Genomic DNA, 19,652 nt, shown 5'->3' on the forward strand with positions numbered 1-19,652 from the left:
TATCATTTTATATTATCTTCGACATATTTCCCGGGAAATAGATTTTTATTTCATTGAATCCAAATTGATATTTTCTAATGCAAGTAACATTCTTTTTCTTTCAAGTCCCCCAGCATATCCTGTCAAACTCCCATTCGTTCCAACGACTCTATGACACGGAATAATAATAGAGATAGGATTATGTCCAACAGCACTACCTACTGCTTGAGCAGACATTGACGATTTATTCATTTGTTTGGCTATTGTTTGAGCAATAGCTTTATATGTTGTTGTTTGTCCATAAGGTATATCACACAATATTCGCCAGACTCTTTTTTGAAACTCTGTGCCTTCTGGTGCTATTTTTAATCTACTAATAGAAGGATTGCAACCATCAAAATATTCATCTAGCCACTTTTTTGTTTCTCTTAAAATAACTGTTTCCTTTGATACAGGTCTTTCTTTTATTTTTCCCATATAATATTTTTGCCCTTCTATCCACAAACCTACTAAACAATCTTCATAACTCACTAGCAATAACCTCCCTAATGGAGATTGATAATATGTCTGATTATACATGCTTTCACCCCTTTATATTCTAACATTTTCTTTCATCCACAACAAACACTGTTCTTAAAAATGAATATCTCTTGACATTAAATATGTTTATTTATATAATACATGCGTATAGAAAAAAGGCGATGAATAGAGGAGTAATTGTTATGATGTATGACTAGAGAGTCCTGTGGGTGGAAATGGATGATAATAATAACAATGAAAAAAGACTAGGAGCTGTATTTTGGATCGTAAGTGATAAAATAACGTGTGCCACGTTACAGGCTAGACTCTGATAGGAGTTGATAAGGTTTATGTAGTGATACATAAATAAAATAGGGTGGTAACACGGTAATCTCTCGTCCCTTGTGGATGGGAGTTTTTTTATTAGGAAGGAGATAAATATGGAAGAAAGACAATTTAGTGAACAAGAATTAGTTAGACGTGAAAAACTTGATTTTTTAAGAGAAAGAGGTATTGATCCTTTTGGACAAAGATTTGATGTCACTGCTTTTTCAAAAGATATTAAAGAAAAATATGCAGGAAAGACACATGAAGAATTAGAAGAAGCAGCTATTGAAGTCAAAGTTGCTGGAAGAATTATGACAAAACGTCGTAAAGGTAAAGTATGCTTTATGCATATTCAAGATAAAGAAGGACAAATTCAGATTTATGTTAGAAAAGATGTTATTGGTGAAGAAAATTATGAAGTTTTAATTAAAAGTGATATTGGGGATATTGTAGGTATTATTGGAACTGTTTTTGTCACAAATACGGGAGAATTATCTGTTAAGGCTTCTGAGTATATTCACTTAACAAAAGCATTACGTCCTTTACCAGAAAAATATCATGGTTTAAGTGATATTGAAGAAAGATATAGAAGAAGATATGTTGATTTAATTATGAATGAAGAAGCTAGAAAGATTGCTTTTACAAGACCAAAGATTATTCGTTCTATTCAACATTATCTTGATAATCTTGGTTATACCGAAGTAGAAACACCTGTATTAAACCCTATCTTAGGTGGTGCTTCTGCTCGTCCATTTATCACACATCACAATACTTTAGATATTAATTATTATTTAAGAATTGCAACGGAATTATCTTTAAAAAGATTAATTGTTGGTGGAATGGATGCCGTTTATGAAATTGGTCGTTTATTTAGAAATGAAGGTATGGATAGAACACATAATCCAGAATTTACAACTATTGAAGTTTATAAAGCATTTAGTGATTTGGAAGGTATGATGGATTTAACTGAAGGAATTATCTCAAATGCTGCAAAAGAAGTTTGTGGTACATATGATATTGAATATAAAGGACATCAACTTTCTTTGGCACCGGGATTTAAACGTATTTCTATGACAGATGCTATTAAAGAAAAAACAGGTATTGATTTTGCAGGAGATATGACTTTTGAAGATGCAAAACAATTAGCTAAGGAACATGGTATTGAATTACAGCCACACTATGAATATGGTCATATCATTAATGAATTCTTTGAAAAATATGTGGAAGAAACAATTGTTGAACCAACATTTGTTTATGGTCATCCTGTAGAAATTTCTCCACTTGCTAGAAAGAATCCAGAAGACCCTCGTTTTACACAAAGATTTGAATTATTTATCTGTGGTAATGAATACGCTAATGCATTCAACGAATTAAATGATCCTGATGATCAATATGAAAGATTTGCTAATCAGTTAAAAGAAAAAGAACTTGGTAATGATGAAGCCAACGAGATGGATTTAGATTATGTAGAAGCATTGGAATACGGATTACCACCAACAGGTGGTATGGGAATGGGTATTGATAGACTTGTTATGTTATTAACTGGTCAAGAATCTATCCAAGAAGTTATCTTGTTCCCTCAGATGAAACCTCGTAATAAATAGTGATAAAATCAAGATAATTTGAATTGTTTTAACTCAATAAATAATAAAAATAAAAAGCATAACTTAAACAATAATCATCTCTATAAACGAAATGATATTGAATTTATTGTTATGCTTTTTTATTTAACTCTCATAGCAAGATTTATGATACTGGCATACAAGTGGCATACATATTAAAGGAATACTGATATATATTATAAATTTCAATAATGATTTTACTAATTTACGTTACTAATTTAGTTGTTTTAATATTATAAATTGTTAATGACATTTTGTTTGGTGAAATGTATAATATAATTATATTTTGTATGAATAGGAGATAAGTAAAGTGATAATAAAAAGTGTTGAAATTAATAAGTTTAGATCATTTGATAATCAATCATTTAAAATGGGTAAATATATAACTGCACTTGCCGGGAGAAATGCAACACAAAAAACAACTTTGTTGGGGATGATTGGACAACCATTTACTATATCTCAAAAAGATCATCCATTATATGGATGCCAAACTATAGATGGTTATAATTTTAGATCACAATTTAAAGATAAATTTAAGTTATCACAAATATTTGATGTGCCCGGAATGCATAATTGGACATTAAATTTTTATAATAAAAATTATTATGTTAATAATAGATTGGAGTTAAAAAGCATTCCTAGACCGTTAAAAACAAATCCAAACGCAATTAGATTTTGGAATGCAGAAAGTAAATCGAAAGGATCAGGATATGTACAACTTCCTGTATATTTTTTAAGTCTTTCAAGATTGTTTCCAATAGGAGAAACAGGGAAAACTAAATCTATAGATATCAAATTGTCTGTAGAAGAAAATGATTATTTTATTAAAAATTATAGAAATATTTTATCAATTCAATCACAAAGTAACGCAAATGCTGTAATGGAAAAAGCAGATGCTAAAAAAATTTTTGTTGGTGTAAATGATGATGTTCATGATGTCTTTACAAATTCTGCTGGCGAAAGTAATATAGGTAAAATCATTTTAGCAGTGCTGTCGTTTAAGAGATTAAAAGAACAATTTGGTACTAACTATAAAGGTGGGATGTTGTTAATTGATGAATTAGACGCAACTTTATATGGTTATTCTCAAATTAAGTTAATTGAGTATCTTTATCAAAGTGCTAAAAAGTTTAAAATTCAAATAGTATTTACAACGCATTCCCCTCTGATTCTTGAAAAAGTTGGTCTTTTGCAAAAACAAGAGAAAAAAAATGCACAGCGAAATGGAATAAACACTAATATTCCTAACTATAATTACAATAGTGAGATTGTATATTTAAAACCAATTTATGAAAAAAATCTTGAAGGAGCTATTGTAAGAAAAGTGAAATGTGAAAATATAAGAAGTGTAAAAGAACTAAAAAGGATTTTGAATGACATTAATTTAGAGCCAACATTAATTAGTCAGGATTTACATGTTTATATTGAAGATGAAAGAGCAAAAAGCTTTTTAGAATTTTTATTAAAAAACTACTTAAAAGTTAATATTAATAATTATTTGAATATTTTTGATGTCAATTTAGGGTTTACTAATTATCTTCAATTATATTCAAAAAAAATACCAGAGTTCATGAATAGCGTGATTATATTAGATCATGATGTATCAAAGAAGGCTAGTCCCGCTCAAAAAGAAACAATAGATCAAAGTAAAAATATTATTCTTTTACCTGATGATGTCGAAAAAGGTATGTTTAATTTGTTAAAAGATCCAACAGTCTATTCTCAGTTTGAAAATGAATTAAATGAAATACAGATGGATTATGATACATGTTTTAGAGATTTTCCTCTGAATGAATATAAATCATTAGAATATAAGCAATGGTTTAAGTATGTTGAAGATATAGTAAAAGATGTTAATATTTTATTTAAGTTTTGGCTTGAACATAATAAAGAGAGTGCAAATGAATTTATTGATAAATTTATTGATAGTTATAATTATCTAGCCGATAAATTTAATTATGATAACTTAAACTTACCTATTGAATAAATAAAAAAAGGAGGGCTACCTATGGCTAATTTTTCTCCATTGCGATATCCTGGGGGCAAAGGAAAAATGTACAATCAAACTGTCAAAATACTTAAAGAAAATAATTTGATTGGCTGTACTTATATTGAACCTTTTGCAGGAGGAGCAAACTTAGCTTTAAATTTACTTTTTAAAGGTAAAGTAAAAAAAATAATTTTAAATGATTATGATTTAGCTATATATGCATTTTGGTATTCTATTTTAAATTATGCTCCAGAGTTTATCGAGATGATTAAAAATGTAGAAGTTTCATTAAATGAGCGTGAAAAACAAAAAGAAATATACATCAATGAAAAAACTGATTTATTAAAATTGGGTTTTGCCACTTTTTATTTAAATAGGACTAATAGATCTGGAATAATTAAAGGCGGTCCAATAGGGGGACAACAACAAAAGTCCAAATATTTAATAGATTGTCGATTTAATAAGAATAATTTAATTGATAGGATAGAAAAAATATATGAAAACCGTGAAAAAATAAAGATTTACAATCAAGATGCTATGATTTTCTTAAAAAGAAGATTTAAGCCTGATTCATTTTTATTTATAGATCCGCCATATTACAATAAAGGTGCAGAGTTATATGAGAATTCATTTACTCCTAAAGAACATAAGAAAATATCTAGAAGAATTAAAAAACTTTCAGTTCCGTGGGTATTAACATATGATTGCGTGGATGAAATAATAGAAATGTATTCATTTTGTAGAGGAAAAGAATATGAATTATCATATACTGTTCAAAACAAGAAAATAGGAAATGAAATAATGTTTTATAGAGATAATTTAATTGTTGATTTTTAACAAAAGAAAAGCATATTAAATGTAATTTTTTACTATTTGATATGCTTTTTAGTATTATAATTTATCAATATATTCAATTAAGTTCTTACGACTTTTTTCATAAATATGTGCATACGTACTTCGTAACATTTCTACACTATGCCCTAATCTATCAGCAATTAATAATTCAGAAATCACAGGATTTGATAATAAATAACGGTAATCTAAAATAACACGGGGTTGTGGGGTTTTGGATTATAAGAAATTGTGGGAAGGCTGTTCTTCCCACAATTTTAAAACTGTATAGGAGAATCATGATCTGATGATGGGTCATGGTTCTTTTTTTCTGCTTTTTCTATCAGTTTATCTAACTTCAGATTGATTTCCTGAGTCAAGTCATCCAGTTCATCTGCATATTCGTATATCATATTGAGTCTGTATAGTATGTCTTCCAGCAGACGTTGTCTGCTGATAATGCTTACATCATGATTGTCCACAATCAGTGTATAAATCTTTTTTCTTGTCATCATTCTGTAAAATCCCCCTTGTTTTTGATTGGATACAGGTGATATGTTGAGTCTTTATTGAGACTGTACATGATTCTTGTCTTGAAACGATGCCAGTTGAGGTATCCGTTTGAACTGTGTTTCAGCAGCTTGATGGATTTGTTTCTGTTTTCAATCAGGCCGTTTGATATGCGTCTTCCATTTGCCGGCACAAATGAATTCACAATCTCATATTTCCATTTGACCAGTGTATTCCCAAAATCCATCATTTCCTTGATCTGGGAATTCCTGAAGGATATGATCAGCTCTTCTATGTTCTTCAATGCGTTTTTTTTCATTGGATCTGCTGTAAAATTCATCCAGCTCATATTTAAGATCATAGGCTAGATCCAGTACAGGGTCATGTCTGACCATGAACTCAAGGATATCATAATAGTTGTAATACCCCTCAAGGGTATGATTGTATATCTTCTTTTCGTTAGGGTCGAATATTCTATTGTCATTGGAGAAGAGCATCCAGTTGAATTTCTTTAATGCATAATAATGCTTGGATGCTTCCTTTAACTCAAGCTTTTCAGTCTTGGTTTTTTCTTTTTTCTTCTCAAGATATTTTTTTCTGGAATAATACTTATTCATGACATCGATTCTCACTCTGTCAATTTTTCTTCCAAATTCCTGCTTCACATGAAAATGGTCGGTTGCACATATTGCATTTGGAAACATGATTTTCGATACGATTCTGTATGTTTCCCACATGTCAAAGGAAACAATTTTGACATTCTTCCTTTCCTCAAGAGGAATGGAGAAGAAATAATCCATGAGTGTCTGCTTTCTTCTTGACGGAAGGACATCGACTATATTTTGTGTTTCGAAGTCGACAAGAACGCATACGTACTTACTGTGAGCAGACTTGAATGCATAGACCTCATCTATCAGCAGATACTCAGGCAGAGGTCTTCTTGATATGGAGACAAATGAGTCAAATACATGTGCAGCTGTTGTCTGGGATATGTGGTATCGTTCGGCCACATCCCTGAATGTCATGTTTGGCTTTCTCAAATCCTCCAGGATATTATATACAGTCGCCAGAGAGATTCTTGAGCCAGCAACGGTAAAGGGATTGGACTCCATAAATGTCTTATGGCATTTTGGACATCTATATCTGCGAGCTCTGTAATTGATGATGCATTTCTTGTTTGTCAGTATGGAATGGTTGATATGCTTGACACTATAGTCCTTGACTCTGTCTGTCATGTTGAGGCAGACAGGACACTGGTGGGGCTTCTTCTTCAGTGTCACATCAATATAGATACCATCCTTTTGATGATGGATATCGAATGTTTCGATATCCTTGTCCTCGATATTGAAGAAAACAAGGAAATCATTCTGGGAAATGATGCAGCTGGACATGGTCGTGGTATTATCACACATCGTCATCACCATCCAAAGCCAATAGAATCTGTAATTTCATAAAACATCCCGTCCTTTCTTTTTCTACATCTTCATGATAGAGGAAATGGAAGCAGAAAGACATAAAGGTCATGTGGTTTGAAAAGAGAAATACAGTTTTCTGGAAAATTTCTTATAGATGAGCAGTTCATCTATTGGGCAGTTGCCAAGCTTAACGATGAAATAGTATATGTGAGACAGTTCGATAATAAGATGATCTGTTGAATCAGAAAGAATGGAAACAATATCATCGAAGGAGACGGCAGATAGGAAAGGAATCATGGGAAAAAGAAGCAGCGCATGAGTTTTGCCGCAATGAGGGCATATGACTCTCTGGATGTTGATGGAGCTGTCCTTGAAGTTTCTTTTATAGTAGCCATGAACAGACAAGCCTCTATGAGAGCATTTTGGACATGACAGAAGAGACAAATCCAGTGAAAAGATAACATTGGAATAATTTTTTTGATTAATGGTATTGATTTTTCTGCTGGTTTTTAATATTATCATATTGTCGTTAGGACAAGATGAGACTCAACTTTGGTCGGGAGGGTTTCATCTTTTTTTCTTTCTATAGATTTCAGAAGATATATCCTGATAATACCATTATAGAATTTCCCGTGATTTTAAACCAGCATAAGAGAAAACAAAAAAAGAGATTTCCCGTAAAACTTATTCGTTTTGGGAAACCCCGTGACTTCTTAGACTATCTAAATAACTTGCATGAGAATGTCTTAGTCCATGTACTGTTATTTTTTTTAGCCCAGATTTTTTTATATCTTCATTAAACCATCTTCTAAGTGTAGCTATAGAGATGTAAGTTTGATCTTTATATAAATAATAATCATCATTAAATCCCTCTTGTTGAGAAACAATAATATATCGCCTTTTTAATTTTTCTACCAGTCTATTTGGTAATTGAATAATTCTATTTGAATGTGAAGTTTTAGGTGATGTTATTTGTGATGTAATCGCACTTAATGATTTAGATATTCTTAGTTTATTATTAATAAGATCGACATCTTTCCATTGTAAAGCACAGAATTCACCAATACGTAAACCAGTAAGAAACATAAATTCATAAATATCCCTTTTATATTCATCTTCAACGCTATTAATAAATTTGTGATATTCATCTATTTCCCAAAAATTTTCTTCACTAGATTGTCTTTTTATAATCTTATTTGGATCTTTAGGTGGTTTAACTTTATGACATGGATTCTTTTGTAACCAGTCATGATCAACAGCATATGTGAATAAACCTGACAGGTGCAGTAAAATATTACGTGTAGATGATTCGCCATAAATTCTCCCATCATATCCACTTTGTGAAATAGCATTAATCCAACGTGTAATTTCTAATGTTGTAATATCATCAATATAACGATTACCAAAACTAGGTGATATGATATTTTTCTCAAATCTCTTATAAGCTTTGATAGTTGATTGTTTGATATGATTGGGAGCATCTTTATGATACTCCTCAATCAAATCATTTAATTTTATACGAGTTGGTAAAATATTATTATATTGTTTCAAAAATTCTGCTTCCGCTAATTTTGCTGCTTTTTTACTTTTAAATCCCCTACGTTTATAATTCTTTCTTTTTCCATTTTCATCTTTCGGTAGTTTTCCATAAAATGACCATGTTCCATTACTTTCCTTTTTTTGAGCCATCACATTGCTCCTACAACAGCATTGTGATAATTCTTTCTATTGATGTCATCTTGTTTACGTTTTTCAACAGTCTGTTTACTTATAATAGCTTTACTTTTATTACTGACATCTAAACCAATATAGTCATCTTGGAAAGCACGAATAATTTTTTGAGGAAACATATAGTTTTTACCTGTCTTAATACCATCTATTATCCCTACTTCTCGTAACATTGATACAGTATTCACATGAACATGTAGAAATTCTGCTACTTCTTCTCTTGTTAACATTTTTAAATCTTCCATATTATATATCACTCCTAACGCATTATATTTTTCATTGTATGACTATCACTATCTTGTTTTATGTTTTCATTTGTAGGTCGATTTTGACTTTCTAAGAACATAATTCTGTTTGCGATACTTTCAACTTTCTTAGATACTTTCTGTAAGACGGTTATTCCAATATCTTTAAAAGATTTTATATTCATTTCATAATCGTTATGAATAAGCATTTTTTTAAATTTTTGGAATACTTTATCTAAACCTAACCATGAAATAAATGTTTGGAATATTGATAGCTCATTTTTTAATTTTGTTACTTTATTATCTAAATGATGATTATTATCTCTTAATATTTGATTATCATTTTCATAATCATGAATTTGATTTTCTAGTGAATCAATAGATTGATAAAGATTGTTGATAATTTCTTCCTTTTGTTTAAGTTGTTTCGCTAAAGGCATGGATCTATACATGTCTAGTTCTTCTTTTTGAATCGTGACAAGATGTGTTAAACCTAATACTTCTTTTTGATATTGATTTAGGCTATGTTTAAGCCCATCAATAACTTGATTGCATTTTTTAAGTGTTCTTGTCTTTTCCAACAGTCCGGATGGATTGTAATTGATTTGATTAGATTCATCAATAATGTTTTGAGTTGCTTCATTATGCTTATAAATGTTTTCTAAACTCTTTTTAAAGCTTAAATCTTCTTGTTGTTTCAACTCTTTTATTGTGCGATTTCCGTTGATTGTAGCGTTATTTTGAATGGAAGGCATATAACCTAAGGCTTGTTCAAGAAACGCCCCTAAATCTGGATGAAATCGCTTGAGTTCTTTCTTTGTGAGAATATCCTTGCATTTCAATCTTTCAACTCCATCTATTTCAATAACTGGTATAAATGAAAAGTGTATATGTGGTGTTGCTTCATCATTGTGCACCCAAGCACTGACAACGTTCTTTTGATTATATTTTTGGGTAAGAAATTGGAATGTCAATTCAAAGAATTTCTCTTGATCTTCTTGAGGTACATCTTTAGGAAGTGTCACAATCCAATCCACCATATAAATAATATCATCTCTCTTGAGATGTTTGACTTCACTTATTCTTTTCTTTAAAAACTGTTCAGGTTTCATTGGTTGAATATCACATGCTAGATTATAATTAAGATGGGTTCTACTTTTATCTATATCCTGATTAGACAGTTCACAGCCCTCTCGTCTTTCACAATGGATAACCAATCCAATGACACCTTGCTTTTTCATTTTTTGGGCATGAGCCATATGATTTCATCCTTTCCAAAAGCCCCCCGGCAGGGCAAGTTTCCAAAAGGCTTTGGCATTTTGGTATAACTTGCTAGACCAATGTTTTGGTCTTTCTTTTTAAAGATTGCCGATAGGCTTCATATTTTATTTTCAATGTTCTTGTTCTGTGACAGAATGACAGTTGTTTTCGTACCGATTTCATCTGTCATACTGTCATTTTTCATTTTCATCTTTATGATAAATAATCTTAATTGTTCTTTTTTGACCAGTTCTATCATTAGTAAATGTAATATGATTTTCATCTAAATATCGTTTATTTTGTTTCAGATATTTTGTAAGATAATTTGGATTGAGTTCCATTTTAGACTTTTGAACAATTTCTTGACAAGTTCCAATAAGTTCATGTTTTTCTAGACCAACTACTGCGTTAATCAACTGAAGAATATTTTTAGGTATTTCTTCCGTTACAGTCTGTTCATCAGTATCTAATACCCAGTTAATATTCTTTTCATCCTTTTTAATTTTAATGATAGATTTATTGTTTCTTAGTATCAGTTTCAATTCCCCATGTGTATCAAATTCATTTCTTACAGAAAGCAATAATGTACCTGTAGTTGCTCCTGAAAGTGCCTTTGAACCTATGAGATTATCTTGATCTATTCTTTCTTTATTTTTCTTTGTATGATGAATAAGAATACATATAAGACTTTTCTTCACAACAATATCTCTTAGTTCCTTTAAAATTGGATAAACTTCATAATAACTATCATTAGAAGAAATAACCTCATCTAGTCCAACATAAGAATCAATAATAATGAGTTTGTATTTTTCAATATCTGATATTTGACTCAATCTTTCATTAATATCATATATTGATTTTGAATCATTAAATTCATACAATACCTCATTCGTCTCTGAAAGATTTAATGAAATAATTCTACTCTTTGTTTCAAAATCATAATTATCATTATCAAAATAAATAACTTTACCTTTAGGCATAGGTCTACCAAGAAAATCATTCCCTTGTGCTACACAATTTGCCATTGTTGTAGCAATCATTGATTTCCCTACTTTGCTTGATCCAGCTAAAACATATAAACCCGGTCTAAGTAACCCACCGAACAGATTAACTCCTTCAGATTTAAATTCTTTTTCCAATAATTCTTTTTGAGTTATCGGCATATAAAAACTCCTTTCTTAAAATTTGGTTTGAAAGGAGACACATTGTCTGATATAATTCTCTTTGAAAGAGCATTATAAAAACATGTCTCTTTTCGGGTATGACTATCTAGAAAGTTTGGCGATGGACTAGATAGTCTTTTTGTTTGATTCAATTTCAATGGACTGATCAAAATATTTTTCAACCAAATCCAAAGGTAATGTACCTGCTTTAGGTAATCTTTTCTTATCAATATGAAATGCATTGATAATTCTTTTAGAATGTACTTGGGCAACTTGTTGATAGCTACACCCAAGAGCATCTGCTAATTCTTGATAAGTAATAAATTTAGTCTTTAATATCACTTTACTTCACCTCCTTTAGGTATAAAAATATTTATTTTTTATATTATTTTTTTATACCTACAATTAGAATATCATATTGGTATATATATTTCAACACAAAAATATATTTTATTATACTTTTTTGTTTTCTTTTAAAAAGAAATATCATATAATATAATCTATAAAGGCGGTGAAAAAATGTCATTTCAACAATATTTTAAAGTATTAAGAGAAAGTAAAAATCTAACCCAAAAAGAGTTGGCTCATGAGTTAAATATATCAGTACCAACAATAAAAAAAATTGAAGGTGGATTTACTAAAATGCCTAGTAATAAATTATTAGAAATACTATCTGTTTATTTAGACACACAACCAAGAAATATTATAAGAGATATATTATTTTACGATGAAACAATATACCCAATTAATACACCTATTTTTCTTCAATACTTTTTGTCATCAATGTATATAGAAGGTTGGAATATTCAAATAGGTCCAATTTATAAATCACCATATGTTGGAAAAAGAATTTTATCAGCATTGGTTTCATCAAGGAGTGGAACTTTAGTAAAAGGGGTAGTAGATATTCCTAATGCATTAGCTGGTTATAAAGACTTACAGATAGATGAACAACAAGTACAAGCATTTATAACTAATAGATTATTAGAAATAGCTGAACTTGAAGATTTACCATCAATTAAGCAAATTTGGTTGGTATTTGCTGCCGACAAAGAAAAAGATGTCCAAGTTTATAATGCCATCAAAAGATTACCAACTAAATTTTTTAAGATAGACATTATAATTTTCTTGTATGATCAAAAAACAAATGTTGTAAAAGAAAAAGTATTTAAATAAATTTTTTAGCTTATAGGACAAAAAACTGTCATCACACATCTATATGATGACAGTATAATTTGATTGATCAATATTTTTCAATACACAAGATATTTTTTTCAAGATGCATATCTAACTTTTTTATGATAGATTTCCATTTGCAGAACAAGTCAATGTCACTGATGAATTAACAGTTTTGGCGCATATTCCTAAAAAAGTATATTCTTTCGCAGTTACCGAAGCATTTGCTGTAGCTCCGGACTTTGTTGCTTTCTTATTGCTAAGTTTCCAATTGGATGCATTACATGTTGTATCTATAGTAGAACTAGTACAAGTTGCCGATTTTCCTGTATATGTAAATTTTCCTATTACTTTTAATGACCAAATAATTTTTCCATTTGTATCTTTATAATTCTTTGTTTTAGCTCCTGATATTGTAGAACTTCTTTCCAAATTAGCAAATTGTTCAGTAATAACTTCAATGTAACTACCATCCTCAAACTTTTCTTCTATATATACCTGCGTATTATGTACATCATTTTCTAAAGCATAAATATTTGTGCGACTAAATCCTAAAATCAATGAAATAAACAAACAAAAAACAAGTATTTTTCTCATATTTTCACTCCATATTACTATAAAATTAATTTTCTTTGTAAACTAATTTATTAAATTTAATTTTCAATTTAATTCTTCCACTACTTATAACCAATTATATATTCGTTTAAAAGGCAACTATGCAGTATAATGATTATACTCTTATCATATTATAGACCAACTCAATATAGCTGATATAGATAAAATTTAAAATTATATCATGCATATATAAAACTTACTTATCATAAATCTCGACAATTTCCTCCTCCTTTATAATTTTTTGATTCATTATTTCATAAATACTATATAATTCAAATATAGAAATAAGTGTTATAAGTATCAGAAAAAATATAAGTGTCTTTTTTAAAAATGCAGCTACCTGCATTTTTTTTAATACATACTCATTCTCGCATGATCTAATGTATGATTCTATAATATCTTTAGGTGTTCCAAATTCTTTTTCAATATCTTCATAACTTGTCAAATCTGTTGAATCACAATATGTTAAAACTCCTTGCTTTAGTCTTGAAAAAAACTGTTTTTCCTTTTTTCCAAAAAAAGGAAAAACCTCTCTACAATTTTTTATATATTGTTTCATGTCTTTATTCATTATCATCATCTCCCTTCCATTTCATAATAGAATCAATACATAAACTCATATCTTGATACTCACTATATATTTTTCCCAAATACTCTTTTCCTTCATCAGTTATAGAATAATATACTCGTGTTCTTCTTTTCCCAACCAACTCTTTTTTATCATTAACATATCCAGCATCTACCAGTTTATATAAGATAGGATATAATGTACCTTCAGCCAAGCATATCTTATCACACGATAATTGTTTTAATATTTGGCTTATCTGATATCCATAGCATTCTTGCTCATTAAGTATTTTCAATAATAACATTTCAACTTTAAAAAAACTATTAGCACTTTTAGGCATATCTTCAACTCATCTCCTTACAACCCCCTTTTATAAAAATTATAAATATAAATAATATAATATTCAATACCTATAATATATAAATAATAGTTGACGATTATAATATTTATTATTATAATTAAATTAAAGAGAAAACGGAGAGTAGTAATACAAATCAATATAATAATATATTTTAACCTATTCACTCATACAACCTATTTTTAAAATTAAAATGGAAATTTGATACTGAAAGGAGAAGAAATTTATAAAAAAAAATTATGGTATTATTAGCAGCAATTAGTATGACACTATGTAATACTGTTTGTGTTAGTGCAAAAGACGATATTGATTTGGAAAATATCTTATCAAGAGAGGCAACTATAGAAGAAGTAGAGGAAGTAGGAAAAAGAATTGAACAAGAAAAAAATTCAAACAATAAAGCAAGAATGGACGAAGAAGTGTGGTCATTAAAGACAAAAACCAAATTATACAGTAGACGAGCAATAAAAGGAAAATTTGGTAAACAAGTAGCAAGTTATACTGATGAAACAAGTTCAATATCTGTTCCATTATCAGCAAAGTTTGATTATAAGCCAACTTCGACTATTACACTGAGCTTAACAGGTGGAATAACTAAAAGTGCTTCAGTTACTTACAAAGGACCAAACGGAGAAAAGTTACCTAATGGACAAAAAGCAACTGCTAGACTATTTTTTGCCATTATGTATGGAGAAATATATCAATACAAATATGAAGTAAGAACAAAATATACAAATTCTTTTGTAAGATACGAATATGTAAATGCAGTTGTTGCTCCAGAAGTATTTGCTTTATCGCAATTAATGACACTAAATTCTGGTGGATCAATAACAGTCGCAAATAAGAATGGTACAGCATGTAAGAATTACTCAAATTTAGCATCATATGCTTGTGAACAAGTTTATTTCTTTTAACAGATAAGATTAAATAATAGATTCCAAATTAATTATGAAAAAAAAACAATAAAATATACTACATCATTATTTCATTAGTAATGTTATGTATTGGTTTTTTACTAGGATCAAGTCAAAAAAAGAACATTGTATATGAAAAATATACGAAAGGAAAGTATATAAATTATATTTTTAAATATTGTTATTTGTGGAAAGGGGGAGGTGGTACCAATGGTGTTTTATATGAAAATTATATCAGTTCAATAACACGATTACAAAAAATATTTATCTCATTACTATCAAAAGTTACGTAAATTTATTTAAAAAAGGAGTTTTTTATGAAATTATTTAAAATATTACTAATAAGTTCACTTATTATACCTAGTGTTGTAACAACATCTCATGCAAAGAATCTTAATCAAGATGAATTAATTTCAAAATTATCAACTCAATTAGTGATAGAAAATATTGATGTAGAATTCGAATTAAGAAAAACAATATCTGAGTATGAGAATGATATACTTTATGAAACAAATCAATCAGAAATTTCAAAACTTAAAAATTTAAAGCTTGCTACTGAGAAATTATTAAATGACTATTTGATAATTTCAAATAAAAATACTTATGCCAATCCACCTAATGTTGCCGTTACAATGGTAGTTGCATATTTTTCAAACAAAAAATATTATTTATCTCGTGAATTACTTTTGCAATCGACCTTAAATACAAACAAAAATTCGACATATAAGCCTTCCAATGGAAGTGTTATAAAATCTACATCTGCTATCAAAAAAATAGCGAATGGAACTTCAACTAGTGGTTCATCTATATTCAGTAGTACTTCTACTGTTTCTGAAGGGGATGCCAAATATGCACTCCATAGATTTAAATACACAAAGTCTAGTTCTAACAGTAGGACAGTTAAAGTGACCGATTATTATGATTTTGCTTCTGGAGATTATAATGGATTGGAAGGTTTGGCTGTTGATGCCATGGTCAATGCTCAAAAAAATGGATCGATAGTTCCGTATAATGTATCAATTACAGTTACTGTTAATTAAAAAGGATGATATAGTTTGAGAAAAAGGAATATTTTGATTATTTTGTTTTGTATTATAATGTTTGTAGGTGGTATTTATTACTTTAATCAAAACAACGATGATTATTTGGAAAATAACTGGAATCTGAATTTAAAATCCCAAGCAAATTCAATTTTGAAAAAATATCCAGAACCATCTTTTCATAACGATGGAATATATTATGAAGTATTAGAAACCTTGACATATAACTCTTCAATTGATTTTAATGATAATAAAAATTCAGAAATTGAAACGATGTTTTTAGAATATACATCGGAAGCAAATATTTCTGAAGAATACTTACCTTGTTTTTCAAATAAATATGAATATTATACAAAGAATAAAGAAAATGCTTCACTAATTATTATTAATCAAAATCAAAAGTTATATGTTGTATCATATAAGATATAGCTAATAGTCGAATAAAAAAATTAAAGTTGTTTTACTTTACTTGGTATGACGTATGTCTGATTGTGTTACGTGAACAAAGAAATAAATATGTTGTTAATAAAAAAGGAACTCAACGTGAAACGGGGATTGTAGATGATTATTAATCTCATTCATCAAATCCTTATTAACATTATAAGAAAATGGATTGTTATCATGAAATAAAAAAAGATAAATATACTAATAGGTATATCAATAATAGCAGTATTATATATTCGCTATAGTACCTAGTATAATTGATGTTGATAATTTAAAGGTTATGTATCATATAGATGATAGACAAACAGATGAGTATGTATATTTATTAATTATATTCTCTTTAAATGATCTCTCTTTTATTGAAAATTTGAACAAATTGAATGTAGTAGCATCATATCATTGATTATATGCATTTTAAGTTTGGCATACTCTCTGGCATACAAATTAAAATATATATGTATAAAAAACTAAAATTTCATGTGTTTTTGAATATGAAATAACACAAAAAAACATATAAAAACGCATATAAAAATTATATAAGGATTGAAATGGATTTAGATTATGTAGAAGCTTTGGAATACGGATTACCACCAACAGGTGGAATGGGTATGGGTATTGATAGATTTGTGATGTTATTAACTGGCCAAGAATCTATCCAAGAAGTTATCTTGTTCCCACAAATGAAACCAAGAAATAAATAGCGATAAAATTAAGATAATTTGAATTTGATGATCAAAAAATATAAATCACCGAAAGGACTACCGAAAGACCACCGAAAGACTACCGAATCATATTAAATATCCGCTTTTTCGGTACCTTTAACAGTGAATACCCAAAATGCTAGACAATGGTAAAATATCATAAAATAGAATTTCATTTTACAATTAACATTTTTTGATGTATGAAAATGACTTATACAATCTATTCATCAATCGAACTTTTTATATCACAATGCAAAAAATGTAAATAATCGTATTTCTCAACTTTCCCTGTTTTAAAATAAACGAAACACTAGATTAGTTATCATTATAAAAAGAGTTCTTACTATCATTTAAGCAAGAACTCTTTTCATTATCCATTCATTTTTTTAGTATAAGCTTTTCTTCTTTCATTTTCTGTTAATAAACGTTTTCTTAAACGAATATTCTTTGGTGTAACTTCTACAAGCTCATCATCATTAATATAATCTAAACAAGCTTCAAGATTGAAAACTCTTGGTTTCTTTAATACAACTGTTGAATCTTTTGTTGATGAACGTGTATTTGTTAATTGTTTTCCTTTTGTGACATTAACAACCAAGTCATTATCACGACTATGTTCACCAACAATCATACCTTCATAAACATCTACACCTGGACCAACAAACATAACTCCACGATCTTCAACACCACCAAGAGCATAAGCTGTTGTTTGTCCTGTATCTATAGAAACAAGTACACCTAACTGTCTTTCTCCTACAGAATCTCCTTCCATTGGACGATAATCTAAGAATGAGTGATTAATAATTCCATAACCCTTTGTCATAGTGAGGAAGTTTGTCATGAACCCAATTAAACCACGAGATGGAATGATGTAATGCACTTTTGTCATCCCATTATCAGATTCCATATTTTCCAGTGTTCCTCGTCTAAATCCTAAAGATTCAATAATACTTCCTATACATTCATCAGGAGCTTCAATAAACACTTCTTCATATGGTTCACATTTGACACCATCAATTTCTTTAATAATGACTTTTGGTTTAGATACCTGTAATTCAAATCCTTCACGACGCATATTTTCAATTAAGATAGATAAATGTAATTCTCCACGTCCTGAAACAATCCATTCTTCAGCATTTGGCACTCTTTCAATCTTTAAAGACACATCTCTGTTTGTTTCTTTAAACAATCTTTCTTCAACCTTACTGGCTGTGACAAATTTTCCTTCTTTTCCAGCAAAAGGTGAAGTATTTGTACCAAATACCATTTGAATTGTTGGTTCATCAACACGTAACAATGGTAATGGTTCTTCATGTCCAATTGTACAAACTGTTTCTCCTACACCAATATCTGCAAGTCCTGCAATAGCAACAATATCACCAGCACTGGCTTCTTCAATTTCAATACGATGCAATCCTAAAAAACCAAATAATTTTTGAACTCTAAATTGTGTTTTTGTGCCATCAGCTCTTAAACAAACAACTGTTTCATTGACTTTAACCTTACCTCTTTGAATACGACCAATACCAATACGTCCTACATAATCATTATAATCAAGTAATGCAGGTTGGAATTGCAATCCACCTTCTTCATCAACTAATGGTGCAGGAATTTCTTTAATAATCATATCAAATAAGCAATCCATATTTGGAACCTGTGTTGAAATATCAGGATCTAAACTTGATGTTCCCATCAATGCTGATACAAAGACAGTTGGGAAATCTAACTGATTATCATCAGCACCTAATTCCATAAATAATTCCAATACTTCATCCATAACTTCATGAATACGTACAACAGGTCTATCTACCTTATTAATCACAACAATAGGTTTGACCTTTGCTTCAAGTGCTTTCTTTAATACAAATCGTGTTTGAGGCATTGTCCCTTCATATGCATCAACAACTAATAATACACCATCAACCATATTCATGATACGTTCTACTTCGCCACCAAAATCAGCATGTCCCGGTGTATCCATAATATTAATACGATAATCTTTATAATGAATAGCTGTATTTTTTGCTAAAATTGTAATTCCACGTTCTCTTTCAATCGCATTTGAATCCATTGCTCTTTCAGCAATCTGTTCATTATCTTTTAAAGTTCCTGATAATTTTAATAACTGATCTACTAAAGTTGTTTTCCCATGATCAACGTGTGCAATAATTGCTATATTTCTAATGTTATTCATGTATTTTCACTCCTTTTTTGCCTTTTTGATTATAACACAATTCATTGAAAAGA

The 19,652-nt window shown here is 29.3% G+C and carries 21 protein-coding genes, 1 pseudogene and 1 other annotated feature; of the genes and pseudogenes, 9 read left to right on the forward strand and 13 right to left on the reverse strand.

Annotated elements, in window-relative coordinates; all coding sequences use genetic code 11:
- Positions 1–45: 45 nt before the first annotated feature.
- Positions 46–558, reverse strand: coding sequence for a methylated-DNA--[protein]-cysteine S-methyltransferase (locus KEC48_RS10170; RefSeq protein WP_087357165.1), 513 nt, complete (start codon positions 556–558; stop codon positions 46–48).
- A 113-nt stretch (positions 559–671) separates the two neighbouring features.
- Positions 672–904, forward strand: a binding site (T-box leader).
- Positions 905–938: 34 nt separating this feature from the next.
- Here KEC48_RS10170 and lysS point away from each other — a divergent pair.
- The 3 genes from lysS (at position 939) to KEC48_RS10185 (ending at position 5,274) form a co-directional block, all read left to right on the forward strand.
- Positions 939–2,429: a lysine--tRNA ligase gene (lysS, locus tag KEC48_RS10175; protein WP_211962144.1), complete on the forward strand. Its 1,491-nt coding sequence runs from the start codon at positions 939–941 to the stop codon at positions 2,427–2,429.
- 328 nt (positions 2,430–2,757) lie between these two features.
- Positions 2,758–4,434 carry an AAA family ATPase gene (locus KEC48_RS10180; RefSeq protein WP_211962145.1) on the forward strand — a complete coding sequence of 559 codons (1,677 nt, stop codon included), beginning with the start codon at positions 2,758–2,760 and terminating at the stop codon, positions 4,432–4,434.
- Positions 4,435–4,455: 21 nt separating this feature from the next.
- On the forward strand, positions 4,456–5,274 hold the full coding sequence (locus KEC48_RS10185; RefSeq protein ID WP_087258004.1) for a DNA adenine methylase: 819 nt from the start codon (positions 4,456–4,458) through the stop codon (positions 5,272–5,274).
- 54 nt (positions 5,275–5,328) lie between these two features.
- On the opposite strand, the gene KEC48_RS16350 is transcribed toward KEC48_RS10185, so the two are convergent.
- The 3 genes from KEC48_RS16350 to KEC48_RS10200 all read right to left on the reverse strand — a co-directional run bounded on the left by KEC48_RS16350 (position 5,329) and on the right by KEC48_RS10200 (position 7,013).
- Positions 5,329–5,451: a hypothetical protein gene (locus tag KEC48_RS16350; protein WP_283092186.1), complete on the reverse strand. Its 123-nt coding sequence runs from the start codon at positions 5,449–5,451 to the stop codon at positions 5,329–5,331.
- Positions 5,452–5,546: 95 nt separating this feature from the next.
- Positions 5,547–5,783 (reverse strand): hypothetical protein, encoded by a 237-nt coding sequence (locus KEC48_RS10190; protein WP_087358087.1) that lies wholly within the window; start codon positions 5,781–5,783, stop codon positions 5,547–5,549.
- Positions 5,784–5,987: 204 nt separating this feature from the next.
- Entirely contained in the window at positions 5,988–7,013 is a 1,026-nt protein-coding gene (locus KEC48_RS10200) for a transposase (protein ID WP_249191435.1), read from the reverse strand.
- Here KEC48_RS10200 and KEC48_RS16220 point away from each other — a divergent pair.
- Positions 6,900–7,232 (forward strand): hypothetical protein, encoded by a 333-nt coding sequence (locus KEC48_RS16220; RefSeq protein WP_249191397.1) that lies wholly within the window; start codon positions 6,900–6,902, stop codon positions 7,230–7,232. The genes KEC48_RS10200 and KEC48_RS16220 overlap by 114 nt on opposite strands.
- Positions 7,233–7,877: 645 nt before the next feature.
- Here the strand turns inward: KEC48_RS16220 and KEC48_RS10205 are convergent.
- The 5 genes from KEC48_RS10205 to KEC48_RS10225 form a co-directional block, all read right to left on the reverse strand.
- Positions 7,878–8,882 (reverse strand): site-specific integrase, encoded by a 1,005-nt coding sequence (locus KEC48_RS10205; RefSeq protein ID WP_211962148.1) that lies wholly within the window; start codon positions 8,880–8,882, stop codon positions 7,878–7,880.
- Complete coding sequence (locus KEC48_RS10210; RefSeq protein WP_211962149.1) at positions 8,882–9,166, reverse strand: helix-turn-helix domain-containing protein; 285 nt, start codon at positions 9,164–9,166, stop codon at positions 8,882–8,884. The genes KEC48_RS10205 and KEC48_RS10210 overlap by 1 nt, the downstream gene beginning before the upstream one ends.
- A 14-nt stretch (positions 9,167–9,180) precedes the next feature.
- Entirely contained in the window at positions 9,181–10,425 is a 1,245-nt protein-coding gene (gene mobV, locus KEC48_RS10215; RefSeq protein ID WP_283092187.1) for a MobV family relaxase, read from the reverse strand.
- A gap of 195 nt (positions 10,426–10,620) precedes the next feature.
- Complete coding sequence (locus KEC48_RS10220) at positions 10,621–11,589, reverse strand: AAA family ATPase (protein ID WP_211962151.1); 969 nt, start codon at positions 11,587–11,589, stop codon at positions 10,621–10,623.
- A gap of 126 nt (positions 11,590–11,715) precedes the next feature.
- A complete protein-coding gene (locus KEC48_RS10225) occupies positions 11,716–11,931 on the reverse strand; it encodes a hypothetical protein (RefSeq protein ID WP_205090600.1) in 216 nt (71 codons plus the stop codon).
- Positions 11,932–12,108: 177 nt separating this feature from the next.
- On the opposite strand from KEC48_RS10225, the gene KEC48_RS10230 reads away from it, so the two are divergent.
- A complete protein-coding gene (locus KEC48_RS10230; RefSeq protein ID WP_205090602.1) occupies positions 12,109–12,765 on the forward strand; it encodes a helix-turn-helix transcriptional regulator in 657 nt (218 codons plus the stop codon).
- 120 nt (positions 12,766–12,885) lie between these two features.
- Here the strand turns inward: KEC48_RS10230 and KEC48_RS10235 are convergent, their stop codons facing one another.
- The 3 genes from KEC48_RS10235 to KEC48_RS10245 all read right to left on the reverse strand — a co-directional run bounded on the left by KEC48_RS10235 (position 12,886) and on the right by KEC48_RS10245 (position 14,288).
- Positions 12,886–13,362 carry a hypothetical protein gene (locus KEC48_RS10235; RefSeq protein ID WP_205090604.1) on the reverse strand — a complete coding sequence of 159 codons (477 nt, stop codon included), beginning with the start codon at positions 13,360–13,362 and terminating at the stop codon, positions 12,886–12,888.
- A gap of 214 nt (positions 13,363–13,576) precedes the next feature.
- Positions 13,577–13,951, reverse strand: coding sequence for a DUF6120 family protein (locus tag KEC48_RS10240; protein WP_205090605.1), 375 nt, complete (start codon positions 13,949–13,951; stop codon positions 13,577–13,579).
- Positions 13,944–14,288: a PadR family transcriptional regulator gene (locus KEC48_RS10245; protein ID WP_205090606.1), complete on the reverse strand. Its 345-nt coding sequence runs from the start codon at positions 14,286–14,288 to the stop codon at positions 13,944–13,946. Before KEC48_RS10245 ends, KEC48_RS10240 begins: the two co-directional genes overlap by 8 nt.
- Before the next feature lie 257 nt (positions 14,289–14,545).
- Between KEC48_RS10245 and KEC48_RS10250 the strand changes: the two genes are divergently transcribed.
- From KEC48_RS10250 to KEC48_RS10265, 4 genes and pseudogenes are all read left to right on the forward strand, one after another.
- Positions 14,546–15,220, forward strand: coding sequence for a hypothetical protein (locus tag KEC48_RS10250; protein ID WP_211962152.1), 675 nt, complete (start codon positions 14,546–14,548; stop codon positions 15,218–15,220).
- 317 nt (positions 15,221–15,537) lie between these two features.
- Entirely contained in the window at positions 15,538–16,260 is a 723-nt protein-coding gene (locus KEC48_RS10255) for a hypothetical protein (RefSeq protein WP_211962153.1), read from the forward strand.
- Positions 16,261–16,275: 15 nt separating this feature from the next.
- Entirely contained in the window at positions 16,276–16,689 is a 414-nt protein-coding gene (locus tag KEC48_RS10260) for a hypothetical protein (protein ID WP_205090608.1), read from the forward strand.
- A 563-nt stretch (positions 16,690–17,252) separates the two neighbouring features.
- Positions 17,253–17,405, forward strand: a pseudogene (locus KEC48_RS10265) (amino acid--tRNA ligase-related protein); the annotation flags it as partial.
- 370 nt (positions 17,406–17,775) lie between these two features.
- On the opposite strand, the gene typA reads toward KEC48_RS10265, so the two are convergent.
- Complete coding sequence (typA, locus tag KEC48_RS10270) at positions 17,776–19,599, reverse strand: translational GTPase TypA (protein ID WP_205090282.1); 1,824 nt, start codon at positions 19,597–19,599, stop codon at positions 17,776–17,778.
- Positions 19,600–19,652: the final 53 nt, after the last annotated feature.

The sequence above is a fragment of the Clostridium sp. C1 genome (assembly GCF_018223625.1).
In the GTDB taxonomy this organism is placed as follows: Bacteria; Bacillota_I; Bacilli_A; order Erysipelotrichales; family Coprobacillaceae; genus Allocoprobacillus.